The sequence below is a fragment of the bacterium genome (assembly GCA_019912885.1).
Classification (GTDB): Bacteria; Lernaellota; Lernaellaia; order JACKCT01; family JACKCT01; genus JAIOHV01.
Map to the genome: position 1 here is coordinate 1 of JAIOHV010000075.1, position 13,419 is coordinate 13,419.

The 13,419-nt window shown below is 62.5% G+C and carries 12 protein-coding genes; 2 read left to right on the forward strand and 10 right to left on the reverse strand.

What is annotated here, in order from left to right; all coding sequences use genetic code 11:
* Window positions 1-438: 438 nt before the first annotated feature.
* The 5 genes from K8I61_06360 to K8I61_06380 form a co-directional block, all read right to left on the reverse strand.
* The gene (locus K8I61_06360; GenBank protein MBZ0271639.1) at window positions 439-1,857 is read right to left on the reverse strand and encodes a sigma-54 dependent transcriptional regulator; all 1,419 of its coding nucleotides are present in this window, start codon (window positions 1,855-1,857) and stop codon (window positions 439-441) included.
* A gap of 292 nt (window positions 1,858-2,149) precedes the next feature.
* Entirely contained in the window at window positions 2,150-2,755 is a 606-nt protein-coding gene (locus K8I61_06365; GenBank protein MBZ0271640.1) for a PilZ domain-containing protein, read from the reverse strand.
* 355 nt (window positions 2,756-3,110) lie between these two features.
* Window positions 3,111-4,697: a response regulator gene (locus K8I61_06370; protein ID MBZ0271641.1), complete on the reverse strand. Its 1,587-nt coding sequence runs from the start codon at window positions 4,695-4,697 to the stop codon at window positions 3,111-3,113.
* A complete protein-coding gene (locus K8I61_06375) occupies window positions 4,687-5,310 on the reverse strand; it encodes a response regulator (protein ID MBZ0271642.1) in 624 nt (207 codons plus the stop codon). Before K8I61_06375 ends, K8I61_06370 begins: the two co-directional genes overlap by 11 nt.
* Before the next feature lie 133 nt (window positions 5,311-5,443).
* Complete coding sequence (locus tag K8I61_06380; protein MBZ0271643.1) at window positions 5,444-5,662, reverse strand: hypothetical protein; 219 nt, start codon at window positions 5,660-5,662, stop codon at window positions 5,444-5,446.
* Window positions 5,663-5,926: 264 nt separating this feature from the next.
* Here K8I61_06380 and K8I61_06385 point away from each other — a divergent pair, with 264 nt between their 5' ends.
* Both K8I61_06385 and K8I61_06390 read left to right on the forward strand, forming a co-directional pair.
* Complete coding sequence (locus K8I61_06385; protein ID MBZ0271644.1) at window positions 5,927-6,820, forward strand: three-Cys-motif partner protein TcmP; 894 nt, start codon at window positions 5,927-5,929, stop codon at window positions 6,818-6,820.
* Window positions 6,820-7,542 carry a phage Gp37/Gp68 family protein gene (locus tag K8I61_06390; GenBank protein MBZ0271645.1) on the forward strand — a complete coding sequence of 241 codons (723 nt, stop codon included), beginning with the start codon at window positions 6,820-6,822 and terminating at the stop codon, window positions 7,540-7,542. Before K8I61_06385 ends, K8I61_06390 begins: the two co-directional genes overlap by 1 nt.
* On the opposite strand, the gene K8I61_06395 is transcribed toward K8I61_06390, so the two are convergent.
* The 5 genes from K8I61_06395 to K8I61_06415 all read right to left on the reverse strand — a co-directional run bounded on the left by K8I61_06395 (window position 7,535) and on the right by K8I61_06415 (window position 13,164).
* Window positions 7,535-8,293, reverse strand: a complete 759-nt coding sequence (locus tag K8I61_06395) for a hypothetical protein (GenBank protein ID MBZ0271646.1) — start codon at window positions 8,291-8,293, stop codon at window positions 7,535-7,537. The two genes, K8I61_06390 and K8I61_06395, sit on opposite strands and share 8 nt — an antisense overlap.
* Before the next feature lie 53 nt (window positions 8,294-8,346).
* Window positions 8,347-8,967: a hypothetical protein gene (locus tag K8I61_06400; GenBank protein ID MBZ0271647.1), complete on the reverse strand. Its 621-nt coding sequence runs from the start codon at window positions 8,965-8,967 to the stop codon at window positions 8,347-8,349.
* 165 nt (window positions 8,968-9,132) lie between these two features.
* Window positions 9,133-11,076 carry a response regulator gene (locus K8I61_06405; GenBank protein MBZ0271648.1) on the reverse strand — a complete coding sequence of 648 codons (1,944 nt, stop codon included), beginning with the start codon at window positions 11,074-11,076 and terminating at the stop codon, window positions 9,133-9,135.
* Entirely contained in the window at window positions 11,073-12,044 is a 972-nt protein-coding gene (locus tag K8I61_06410) for a GDP-mannose 4,6-dehydratase (GenBank protein MBZ0271649.1), read from the reverse strand. The genes K8I61_06405 and K8I61_06410 overlap by 4 nt, the downstream gene beginning before the upstream one ends.
* Window positions 12,034-13,164, reverse strand: a complete 1,131-nt coding sequence (locus K8I61_06415) for a polysaccharide biosynthesis protein (GenBank protein MBZ0271650.1) — start codon at window positions 13,162-13,164, stop codon at window positions 12,034-12,036. Before K8I61_06415 ends, K8I61_06410 begins: the two co-directional genes overlap by 11 nt.
* Between the last annotated feature and the right edge of the window lie 255 nt (window positions 13,165-13,419).

Sequence of the window (13,419 nt, forward strand, 5' to 3'; positions counted from 1 at the left end):
CCCCGAACCAGGACGGCGTCGCGCCCGGCGCGGGCGCGACGCCGTCCTGGTTCGGGGTCGCGGCGATCGCGTCCGGCACGGCAACGTCCTCCGCCGCCCTGGCGACGGACGTCCACAACGCGACAAGCGCGGCCAGGACGAGGGCGATGTAAGGCGCAACCTGACGGATCGACATGAATCCCCACGCACAAAAACGTGTGCGGGGGGAATTAGAAGCAATCGGGGTGCCAAGCGGCTGATAAGCTTAACTATTGATTATTGCATATTAATTTCCAAGATGAGCGAAGCTGGTTTTTTTACAACCGGCCTGATTTTGACGGGATTTTGACGGCGGACCGGTAACGCTTGCCGAGACTCAAGCGCCATGCGCATGGACAATTCGACGGGCGGGAATGGACTATAACGGCGTAATTCAGCGAATTTCGCGAGCGCGTCCAATCACGCCTTCGCGACGGCTTCCTCTTCCTCGCCGTCCTCCTCGCCATTCAAGTCGATACCCTTTTTCTTGATCTTCTCGACGAGGGTGGTGCGTTTGAGGCCAAGGAGCCTCGCGGCGAAGTTCTTGTTGCCGCCCGTTTTTTCGAGCGCGGCGAGGATGAGGCGGTCTTCCAGGTCGCCGACGATGCCGTTGAAATCCAGGCCGTCCTCGGGGATGAGGATCGAGCCGGGGATCTGGATGCCCATCCGGCGGTGGATTTTCTCGGGAAGGTCCGCGAGCTTGATTCGCCCGTCGTCCGACAGGATGACGAGCCGTTCGATGAGATTCTCGAGCTCGCGCACGTTGCCCGGCCAGTCGTAGGCCATCAGCGCGCCGACCACTTCGTCGGACGGCGGGCGGATGTCGCGGTTGCGCTCCTTGCGGCAGCGTTCGATAAACGCGTTGACCAAAAGCGGGATGTCCGTGCGCCGCTCGCGCAGCGGCGCGACGTGAATTGGCACAACGTTGATGCGATAATACAGATCCTCGCGGAAGCCGCCCCCGGCCACCTCTTTTTCGAGATCCGCGTTGGTCGCCGCGACGATGCGCACGTCGACGTAGCGCGTCTTCGACGAACCGACCGGCTGGAACTCGCGCTCCTGAATGACGCGCAAGAGCTTCACCTGAAGCGCGGGCGCCATGTGGCCGATCTCGTCCAGGAAGATCGTGCCGCCGTTGGCCATCTCGAAGCGGCCCGTGCGGTTCGTGGTCGCGCCGGAGAACGCGCCCTTGACGTGGCCGAACATTTCCGATTCGAGCAGCGGCTCGGGAATCGCGCCGCAGTTGACCGGCACGAGAAACGCGTTGTTGCGATCGCTCGCCGCGTGGATCGCCTTGGCCACAAGCTCCTTGCCCGTTCCCGACTCGCCGGTGATGAGCACCGTCGCGTCTGTCTCGGCGACGCGCTCGATCATCCGTTTGAGCTGCTGCATCGTCTGGTGGTCGCCGATGATGTTGCTCGCGTCCCACGTCTTTTTGAGCTGCTTTTTCAGCGACTGGTTTTCCATCTTGAGCCGCTTGTGCTCGAGCGCCCGCTCCGCGACGATCCGCAATTCGTCGAAGCTCACCGGCTTTTGCACGTAGTCGATCGCGCCGAGCTTCATAGCCTCGACGGCCGTGTTCACGCTCGCATGTCCAGTCACCACGATCGCCACCGTCCGCGGCGAGAGGTTCTTCATCTCCTTGAGCAAGGAAATGCCGTCCATCTCCGGCATGGAGAGATCGGTGATCATCAGGTCGAAGTTTTCGCCGCGCGCCCGGGAGATGGCCTCCGTGCCGCTTTGCGCGCCCTGCACCTCATAGCCGTCGAGTTTGAAAAAACGCACGAGCGGTTCGAGCATTTCGGGTTCGTCGTCGACGATGAGGATGCTGGCGGTCATTTCGAATTGGGAATTGGGAATGGGGAATGGGGAATGAATCGCAAATCGCGATTCAACGCGGAGGGCACGGAGAACCGCTCGTCGCGACGAACCGCGACCGTCAGGGAGCGGGTATGCCGAACTGGGGTTCGGCGTTCCCAGGTGGGAACCGCGACCGTCAGGGAGCGGGTATGCCGAACTGGGGTTCGGCGTTCCCAGGCTGGAACCGCGACCATCAGGGAGCGTGCATGCCGAACTGGGGTTCGGCGTTCCCAGGCTGGAACCGCGACCGTCAGGGAGCGGGTTTCAAACATCACGCCTCTTTCCCCCGGCGCGCACGCAGTTCGGCGCGCTGTACGGCGATGACGTGCGCGATGATCGCCTCGCGGTCGTCCTCGGCGATATCCAGGAAATGCACCGCGACGCGGTACGGGTGCGTCGGATCGGCGGGCGCCGCGAGCGTCGAGCGCACGACGCGCGCGATCAGGTGGATCGGCCGCGAAACGTTGTATCGCCCGAGCAGAACGGACATACGCATGAGCGCGCCGGGGCCGGGCTTGTCGACCGCGGCGAACATCATGCCGCCGCCGGAGATGTCGCAATGCATCGGGTGCGAAAATTTCATGCGGTCTTCGGTGTCGAGCAGGCGATCGACCATGAAAAGCACGTAATCGAGCTTCTGGTCGAGCCGCGCGATGGCGTCGCCGATCTGCCGCAGTGCGGCGTCGGTGTCGCCGTCGGACGAGCGCGAAACGGAAAAGCGGCGCGGGTAGAAGTCCGCGTCGTGCGCGCGCATGTAGGCGATCTGCCGTTTGGCTTCTTCCAGGGCATCCTGTTCGATCACCTCGAAGCTGAGGCGAACGACGTCCTGGACGCGGACATATTTCCGTCGCTGCGCGCGTGCCTCGGAATCCTGCAAAACGCCTCCGTCCTGGGACCGCCGAACCCCAGTTCGGCCCCCTGGGAACGCCGAGCTCCTCCTGAGCGTAGCGAAGGATCGGCCCCTTGCGTGTTCCTTTCGCGTCCGACGCCCGCCGCATGTCAAACAGCGGCGAATTCGTCAAAAAACCGCGAAATTTCTATCGATGGACGGGCGGGATTCTGTCAGTGTTCGGGCGAAATGTCAAGGAATTGACGCCATGCGTCGAGGGCAGACGCACGGGCTCAATGGGCTTCATGGACAAAATGGAAATGATGGACCGGAACGACCGAACCGCCGCAAAGAGCCTTGCGATGACTTATCGGACTTCAGGCGTCCAGCCTTCCAGCCTTTTTTACGCCGCGGACTTCGGATCGATGACGTGGTCGAGGTGGGATTTCAGGTTCGGGATGCGTTTGCAGATCGACAGGAAGGCGTTGACGACGTTGCCGTCGAACTGCTTCCAGGCGTTGTCGATGATTTCCTTCATCGCCGTTTCGTGCGGCAGGCCCGAACGGTAAACGCGGTCGGAGGTCATCGCGTCGTAGGCGTCGGCCAGGCAAAGGATGCGCGTCAGAAACGGGATGTCCGCGCCGGCCAGGCCGTCGGGGTAGCCCCGCCCGTCCCAGCGCTCGTGGTGATTGCGGATCACCGCGCGCTCGTGCGGCATCATATTGAGTGGCGTCAGGATCTTTTCGCCGATGATCGGGTGCAGCTTGATCGACTCGAACTCCTGCGCGGTCAGCGGACCCTTTTTTTGCAGCACCGCGTCGGACACGCCGATCTTGCCGATGTCGTGGAGCATGCCGGTGAAACGCAGGCTCTCCAGATCCTCGTCGGCGCATCCCATCTCCTCGCCGATCATGACGGCGAGGCGCGTGACGCGGTCGGAATGAAGGCGCGTGTACGGGTCTTTCGCCTCGATCGTCGAGACGAGCGAGTGCAGCGTGGAGATGAGGTTGTTGTAGATCGTCTCGTAGAGGGCGCGGTTTTCGATCGCCATGCCCGCCTTTTTCAGGAACAGGCGGATGTAGGAGACGTCGTCCTCGGTGAACGCGACGGACGCGATCTTGTCTTCCACCGATAGCAGGCCGAAGTATTCGTCGCGAACGAAAAGCGGCGCGAGGACGACGGCGCGCGGGCGATCGGCGGCGGGGCCGACGACGGAACGGTAGAAGTCGATGCCGGCCGGTTCCGCGAAACGCAGGGGCTGGCGATCGCGCGCGAGCGTGTCGGCGACGATCCTCGGCAGGCGGATCGAGCCGGGCCGGCCGATCTCCGAGAGTTGCGGATGGATCTTGTGAAGCGTGAAGACGTTCGTGTCGCGGTCGAACAGATAATACGCCGCGGCGCCGGCGCCGCAGATTTTGGTAGCCATGTCGCACAGGTTCGCGAAGATATCCTCCGCGCCGGGCAGGTCTTCCATCAGCTCGTTGATCGACTGGAGCATCGAAAGCTCCTGGACCTTCTGCTCCAGGCGCTCGGAGATCGCCTCCCGGGTTTCGGGCTTGTCCGCGCCGCGCTTGCGCAGGATGCCGCGGATGACTCCCTCCAGGTATTCGAACTGGAAGGGCTTGCTGACGAAATCCGCCGCGCCTTTTTTCATCGCCTCGATCGCCACGGACAGGTCCGCGTATCCCGTGATGAGAATGACCGCGCAATCAGGATGGATGATCCGGGCCTGCTCCAGAAACGCGAGTCCGTTCATCTCCGGCATCATCACGTCCGAGACGATGACGTCAAAAGCCCGCTCGCGCGCCACATCGAGCCCGCGAACGCCGTTTTCGGCTTGCGAAACCATGAATCCCGCGCGCGTGAGGTACGCGGCGAGCGCCTCGCGGATCGTGTCGTCGTCCTCGACGATCAACACGCTCGCGGCCGGCGAAACCATCGGCCTCGGCGTGGCCGGCACAAGGGCGTCGGGTGGCCGTTCACGTTCCATTCGACGCAGGCTTTCCTTTCGCGGCCGGTGCCGGATAACCGTTGCGCGGCTGGCCGGCGGCGGCCAGGCGCGCCTCGCGCAACGTGCGGAGCGTTTCGAAGATTTCGCGCTGCCGGCGTTCCAACTCGGCGCGGAAATCCTCGCGCGATTCGACGCTCGCCGGCTCGGTGAGCGTGCGGAGCTGGTCGTACGCGGACTGGAGCAGTTCGACGAGGCGCGTGTTTTCCGCGACCAGGCGGCGTTTTTCCGACGCGTTCGCGACCGAAAGGCGCACCTCCTCGAGCTGATAGGGCTTGGTGATGTAATCGTACGCGCCGGACTTGATGGCGGCGAGCGCGGAATCGAGCGACGCGTAGCCGGTCACGATGATGACGTTGATGTCCGGATCCTGCTTGCGGGCGACGCGCAGAACTTCCAATCCGCCGACCCGGGCCATACGCAGGTCCGTGAGGATGACGCCGAAGGGTTTGCGCAAAAGCAGGGCGATGGCCTCGTCGCCGTCGGACGCCGTTTCGACCTCATAGCCTTCGTCGGACAGGGCGCGCGCGAGGAACATGCGGAAAATTTCCTCGTCGTCAACGACGAGAATTCGTTTGTGAAGTTTCTCGCTCATGGATGCCACCTGGCTTTTCTCGCCCCGGACGCGTCAGGCGTCACCTCCTCAATCGGCGTTTCGGCCTGTTTTCATGAGCGGAAAAGCGCGCCGGCCCGTCCCCGCTTGCGCTCCTGGGCGGCGGGCTTGGGGCCTATTCCGGCTGCGTCTTGCCTCCGGCAGACTCGCGGAAGGCGCGGACGGCGGCGTCGCCGATGCGTTCCATAAGCTCGCGCCGCTTGCCCTCAAGAGAAATCGTCACGACGTCGGGTCCGCGCGATCCGCCGCCGGATTTTTCAGACGTGCCGCGCGTGCGGAGCTGCTTCATGTAGCTCGACAAAACGCTTTGCACCTGTCCCACCGGCAACGGCATCTTCCGATTCCTTTCGTCCTGTTCCGCGGGCGATTCCTTGCCCGACATATTTTATCGGAGGATGGGGGAAACTGGTTGAGGATTGGAGTGGAGATTTCGGGGCGTTGGGGGGATAAAGAAGGCGCGTTTTTTACCGCGAAGGCGCGAAGGACGCGAAGAAGACGAAGGACGACAAAGCGACAAGGCCAGACTTCGATCCGAGAGCGCGCACTGCGCCATCAACCCTGCTTCCCATAATTCAAGCCATATTCTATATCGAAGCCTATGTCGAACGACGATAGCGGTCATCGATTTGGCGGCGATTGGACAACGGCCAAGCTCGAAGTCATTTCGCGATACCTTCAAGAATACACAAAGGCGTTAAAAAACCAGCCGTTTCGAAAAATCTACATCGACGCGTTTGCTGGAACGGGATATCGCGAAGTACGGACGCGTGAAGGCAAATCGCAAACACTCTTGTTGCCGGATTTAGCGGATCCCGAACCGCAGTCGCTCCTGGAAGGCTCCGCTCTTAGCGCGTTGAGCATCGAACCAGCGTTCGACGGATTCGTTTTCGTCGAAAAGCGTGCTGATCGCTGCGATGAGTTGGAAAAGCTAAAATTGAAGTACCCCGCCAAGTCCTCGCAAATCGAAATACGACACGGCGAAGCGAACGATAAGATCCGCGAGATTTGTCGGTCGAATTGGCGCAACAAACGTGCGGTTCTTTTTCTTGATCCGTATGGAATGCAAGTCGAATGGGAGACCATCAATGCGATCGCGGCGACGCGCGCCATCGACCTCTGGTTGCTGTTTCCGCTTGGTATCGGCGTAAACCGGCTGCTTACCCGTTCAGGCGATATCCCAGGTTCCTGGCGAAAGCGTCTCGATCTACTGCTCGGCACACAGGACTGGTACGAAGCGTTTTATCGCGTGGAAAGAACGCCGACACTGTTCGATAGCGAGGCCGAACATGTTGTCAAAGCGTCGACTGAATCGATTGGCCGTTTTTTCGTCGATCGTCTTCGCGCAATATTTGCCGGCGTTGCCGACCGTCCGGGCGTGCTTCGGAACTCGTCGCGCAATCCGCTATACTTACTTTGCTTCGCAGCGGCTAACGAGCGCGGAGCGCCTATCGCCGTAAGGATCGCAAACCATTTGCTAAGAGACATGCAGTAGTGGCGAAATCCACCATCGAATGGACCGAGTCCACGTGGAACCCGGTCACCGGCTGCACGAAAATCAGCCCGGGCTGCAAGCATTGCTATGCCGAGCGCATGGCGGAGCGGCTGCACGCCATGGGACAGCCGAACTACCGCAACGGATTCGAACTGACGCTGCAGCCGCAAATGCTCGAACTGCCGTTGCGATGGAAAAAACCGCAGACGATCTTCGTCAACTCCATGAGCGATCTGTTCCACAAAGACGTTCCACCCAACTATATCCAGCACGTGTTTGACGTCATGCGTCGCGCGCATTGGCACCGATTTCAGGTGCTGACCAAGCGTGCCGACCGACTCGCCGAACTCGACGCGGCGATGGATTGGGCGCCGAACGTCTGGATGGGTGTCAGCGTGGAAAGCGATGAATATCGTTGGCGCGTCGATCGGCTGCGATCAACCGGAGCGAAGACGAAATTCCTGTCGCTTGAACCGCTCCTCGGCCCGTTGCACGACCTCGACCTTCGGGGCATTGACTGGGTGATCGTTGGCGGCGAGTCCGGTCCGAAAGCGAGGCCCATGCAGCGGGCATGGGCTACCGATCTGCGCGATCAATGCGAGCGCGCGCGAGTTCCGTTTTTCTTCAAACAATGGGGCGGAACGAACAAGAAGCGCGCGGGTCGCATTCTCGAAGGGCGGACATGGGATGGGATGCCGCGCAGCATCGAAGCGCCTACGTGATTTCGAAATCGGGATCTATGGTAGGCAGACCGAAGTGCGCGCGAACAATTTGCAATAGTTCGCGAAAGATGTGGTGATTTCGGGGGAAAATTAAGAATCCAGGATGGTATGTGCGATAGGTGCATTCGGGAAGCTGCGGGGATTCGAGCTTGACCAATGCTCGAAAGTCGTAGCCTTCAACCGTGCGAAACCTGACTCCGGGCATCGCACGCGCAATGTCCTTGTCAGAGTCTGGACCCGTAAAAAATATTGTGGCGTCGGGCGCGCAAATCTCGATTTCGGCCGCCAATAGGGAAAATAAATCGAACAGGATATTAATGACGTCGTTGTCGGGTCGTGCGCCTTGCTCGTCAAGTTTGAGCAAATTTGTCAAGATAAAATTCGCGCGTGGTTCGCAACCGGGGTCAATCGATAATCCCTGAGAAAATTTCCAAGCTAGCTTGTTAAATGGCTTCCGATAGCATCGGCCAAGCTTGAAACGGCGGTATTCCTCGCGGATTTTCAATATTGCTTCGTGAGCGTCTGAATTAAGCCAATCTAAGCGGCTTGGTTCTCCCCAACCATTCGTTTCGCGGCCAACGATCATGAGTCTCGGACTCGAGGTGAAATATTCGGGCGCGGCTTCAAAATCCAACAGGAACGGCCAAGAAAATTTGCGCCCGCGACCAACGTCGAGCCTACGCAGAGACGACGTAAATTCGAACCAGCGCGACAAATATTCTTGGTCAAGTCGCTGTTGGTGCGCGTGCATTCGCCACTCCCCTTGCTTGGCGCTTTTCGCGTCTTCGCGGTGAACGATCGCGACTACCCGCGCGACTCGACCGTGGTTTTCGCCTCGTCGAGGTAGGCGGCGATGTCGTCGAACACGCCGGCGATTTCGTATTCGAGCACGTCGGCGAGCATCACCCAGTCGGCGTCTTCCTGATATTTCAGGGCGCTTTCGAGGTGCGGTTTGAGGCGGTTCAGGTTCGTTTCCAGGCGGCGGGTGTCGAATCCCTCGAGCGCGCCATCGATGAAGCCGTTCAGCTCCTTGGCGTCCTGGAGCGTTTCGAGCATGCGGCCCGTGAACGCGGCGTAGAATTCGCCGGCGTCGGCGACCGACGGCCCGCGAAACTGCTCGGCGGCCTTGCCGGCCTGCGTGACCATCTCGCGGCACGCGACAATGGCCTCCCGGATCGCCGTCAATAGCAGGCCGTACGCGGATTCCGTCGTGATGGACACGCGGGCGACGTCGCCTCCGATCGGCGTTTCCTCGAGCCCCTGCTCGTCCGCGTCGATTTCTCTGCCGTCGATTTCGACCGCCGCGACGATCTGGCCTTCGTCGATCATTTCCTCGTCCAGCACATGCTCGACGAGCGCGGCCGCGGTCGGAAACCGCGCCGCCGGAAGGTCGCCGGCCTTTTTCCCGTTTATGTAGAGATCCACGTCGATTCCTTTCGCGCCCGCGTCCGATGCGGCGTGCCGATGGATTCGGCTTCCATCATGGCCGGTATGCGCGGTATGGACAACCGTCACCGGGACGGCGCGCCGTCCATGGAGTCCATGATGTCCATTTTGTCCATACGGGATGTCGGGCGGGGGTGCGGGCGGTCACGACAGCCGCTGGATCGCCACGCGGATGTCGTGAATATCGAACGGTTTTTTCAGGATGCCGATGCCAAGCTCGTGCATCTCGCCCGCGAAGTCCTCGTATTCGCCGCCGACCTGCCCGGTGATCATCACGGCGTTGATCTCCGGATGCTCGCGCCGCAACTCCTGGTAGGTTTCCTTGCCGGAGATGCCGGGCATCTGGGCGTCGATGATCGCAATGTCCGGGCGGAAAGCGCGTGCCTGCTCCACGGCGGCAAAGCCGTTGCCGGCGATCGCCACGCGGTGCCCGTCGCGCAGCAGGAGATTCTCGAGCAACTCGCGGATCATGGGTTCGTCGTCCACGACAAGGATGCGGCGCTTGCCGGCCTCGCGGAACGTCTCCTCGGGGACGTCCTCGGCTATGTCCGGCTCGGGCGCGGCGGGCTCCATCGCCGCGGCGGGCACGATGACGGTGAAAGTCGATCCCTCGCCGGGCACGGTGTCCACGAGAATTTCGCCGCCGAGTTCCGAGATGATGCCGTAGCTGATCGACAGGCCGAGGCCGCTTCCGGCGACCGCGCCCGATCCGATCGAGCCCTTGGTGGTAAAAAACGGCTCGAAGATACGCGGAAGGATGTCGTCCGGGATGCCGACGCCCGTGTCTTTCACGACGACGCGCAGCCTGTCGCCTTCCTGCCGGCCGACGATCGTCAGCGTACCGCCCTTGCGGTCGATCATGGCGTGCTTCGCGTTGATGATGAGATTCAGCAGCACCTGCTGGAACTGCCCGAGGTCCGTATGAATGACGCACCCGTCATCGACATCGATCTCGACGGCCACGTTTTCCTTTTGCAGATCGCGTTTGACAAGGGAGATCACCTGCTCGACCAGCTCGCGCAGGTCGCTGCGCTCGATGACGTTGGGCACGCGGCGCGCGAACGTGAGCAGGTTCGAGATGATCGTCTTGGCGCGCTTGGCGGATTGGAAGACGACCTCGTTGCTTTTGCGGTAGTCCTCCGTGCGCCCGGACGCCTCCGCGAGCTGCGCGTAGCCGAGCATGCCGCCGATGAGGTTGTTGAACTCGTGAGCGATGCCGCCGGCCAGCGTGCCGATGCCGGCCATCTTTTCCGTCTGGATGAGCTGCGTCTTGAGCTGGTTCACCTCGGTCACGTCGGAGAACACGATGATCGTGCCGAGCGGCTTGCCCGTCGCGTCCTCGAGCGTGCTCGTCGAATAACCGACGTGGATCGGCCGGCCGTCGTAGCGCGTCGCGCCGACCTCGGCGCGGTGGACGAGCGAGGGCGTCTCCGGCTCCGATTCGCCCGCGGGCTGGAGCGACGCGTCCAGCACGTCGGAGATGCTGCGTCCGACGAGCGTATCCGGGGGATAGCGCAGGATGTTTTCCGCGGACTGGTTCGCCATCGTGACGCGCCCGTATTTGTCCGTGACGAGCAAACCGCTGCGCATATTGTTCAGGATGCGTTCGGTGTATTCCTTCAGGTATAGATATTGGCGCTGGATGTAGTCGAGCTTTTGATCGACCTTGCGGTATTCCTCCTCGAGCGCCCGGTAATTCGCGGCCAGGCACCATCGCTCGGTCGCCGCCCGGATGGTGAGCGCAAGACCCCGCGCGTCGGCCGGCCCGGCCAGGACGCGTGCGTCGCCGTTGGACATAGCCAGGCGCCAGGCTTCGGCGCCGGCCTCCGGTCCGCCGGCCAACACGACGAACGATCCGGGCAATTCGTCGTAGAGGTTGCGCAGCGCTTCGGGCCAGTTCGCCAAGCCGTCCGTGTCCAGCACGACGACGCCGATGTCATCGGCGTCCTGCCGCGTGATGACCTCGTGCGCGTCGCGCGCGTATTCGATCGCCGGCGCGCCGCCAAGCGCCTCGGCGACCTTGCGCGCGTGATTCGCGTCCGTCGCGATATGCACCGCGAGGGCGGATTCGGGCCGGCACTCGTTCATGCCGCCCCCCGGCGCGAGGCGATCCAGTCGCGCGTGGCGCGAATCCCCTCGGCAAGCCCGACGCGCGGCTCCCATCCGACAAGCTCGCGCGCAAGCGAGCGGTCGCAGCGCAATTTCATGATTTCGCTTTGCGGGTGGATGTGCGCCACGTGCTCGATCGACGCGCCCGGACCGCCGACGAGCCGCGCGAGATCGTTGATCGAGATATCCTCGCCAAGCCCCGCGTTCAGCACGCGGCCGGTCGCGGCGGGATGCATCCCCGCCTCCACGATGAAACGCGCGCAATCCGTGACGTAGAGAAAATCGCGCGTCTGCGTTCCGTCGCCGTAAATCGAAAGCGGCTCCCCGGCAAGCGCGCGCTCGCAGAAGATCGCCACCACGCCGCCCTCGCCGCTCGATTTCTGGTACGGGCCGTAGGTGTTGAACGGGCGCAACACGGCCACCGGCAGGCCGTACGCGTGAAAGTGCCCGAGCGCCAGGTGCTCGCCCGCGAGTTTGGCCGCCGCGTAGGGCGACGCGGGCTTGACCGGATCGTCCTCGCGGATGCCCGTTTCGCGCAGGCTGCGCTCGTACACCATGCACGTGCTGACCATGACGACGCGCGACCCGACCGCGCGGGCAAGCTCCAGCAGCTCGAAGGTCGCGGTGACGTCGGTTTCAAACGTGCGGCGCGGATCGTCGATCGACTCCTGCACGTTGATGCGCGCGGCCAGGTGAAACACCGCGCCGAAGCGATGTTTGGCGAAAAGGCGCGTCAGCGTGTCGATATCGCGGATATCGGCCTCGATGAACTCGTGAAGGCGCGGTTCGTGCTCGAATTCGGCGAGGTTTTCGCGGCTGCCGTTCGACAGATCGTCCAGGCCGACGATCGGCGCGCCGCCGTCCGTTTCGCGCAGCAGGTGACGCACGACCCAGCGGCCGATGAACCCGGCGGCGCCGGTGACGAGAATCGGCGCGTCAGCCGGCATTGAAGGTTTCCATGAAGCCGCTGCCCGGCTCGCCCTCGGGCTCGATGGGGGGCGTGGTGCGCATGCCGTGCAGCAGGTTGGGATTGGTGAGCGTGCCGTCCTCGATCAGCAGGCGGCGGATCGCGGCCTTGTCGATCGGCGCGTCCGTGCGCGAGGAATAAGCGCCCGCGGGGATCGGCGCCGCGTTTGCGTACTGCGCGGGCCGCGTGCCGATCTGCGGCAAAACGACCAGGTGTTCGCCGATGTCCACGGTGCGCGCGGATTCCTCCTCGGTGACAAGCTCCTCGTAGAGCTTTTCGCCCGCGCGCGCGCCGACGATGCGCACATCCACGCCCGGCAGGCCGTAGAGCCCCGCCAGCTCCTCCACGAGCGCGTCGGCCAGATCGACGATGCGCACGACGGGCATCTTGCGCACGAAGATCTCGCCTCCGGCCGCGTCGCGCGCGGTGGTGAGAAGCAGCTCGCAGCAATCGCGGAATCCGAGCACGAAACGCGTCATGTCCGCGTGCGTGATCTCGATGGGCTGCCGCGTGCGGATGCGGTGCACGAACGTGGGAATCACCGATCCGCTCGATCCGAGCACGTTGCCGAAACGAACGGACGAAAACCGCGTATCGCGCGCGCCCTTGGCGAACTGGCCCGCGACCATGAGTTTTTCGGCCATCAGCTTGCTTGCGCCCATCGCGTTCGAGGGATTGACCGCCTTGTCGCTCGACGAAAAAACGACGCGATCCACGTCGCACGTAAGCGCGGCGTCGATGACGTTCTGCGTTCCGGTGACGTTGGTCTTGATCGCCTCGAACGGGTTGTATTCGCAGCTTTCCACATGCTTGAGCGCGGCCAGGTGAAACACGATATCGACGTTTTCCATTGCGCGTTTCAGGCGGTCGAGATCGCGCACGTCGCCGATGAGAAAACGGACGTTTTCGATGTACCGGAACTCGTTACGCAGATGAAACTGCTTTTGCTCGTCGCGCGAGAAGATGCGCACGACCTTCGGCGCCAGCGGCAAAAGCGCGCGGACGAGCTCGTACCCCACCGTGCCGGTGCCGCCGGTGACAAGAATGTTCTTCCCGGCGACAAGCCCCGCGAAGGGCGTCAATTTATCACGTCCGCTCATGTCCGATCCGCGCGTCGTTCCCCGCCCGCCGCGATGCCATCGCCGCCGGACGGTGTAGGATGTATCGTTCCGATCGCGGCAAACGATAGGCCCGCGACCGGCGAAAGTCAAAGCGATCCGCGAGCTTAGACTCACACGCGGCGTTTGAAAAAGGGGCCGGATGGCAAGGGGTTCACACAACGATCGGGACGAACGGTTGATCCTCGCGCGCCGTCGCTGGCCCGAGCTTGCGCGCGCGCTTGCCGGGGCTTCGCC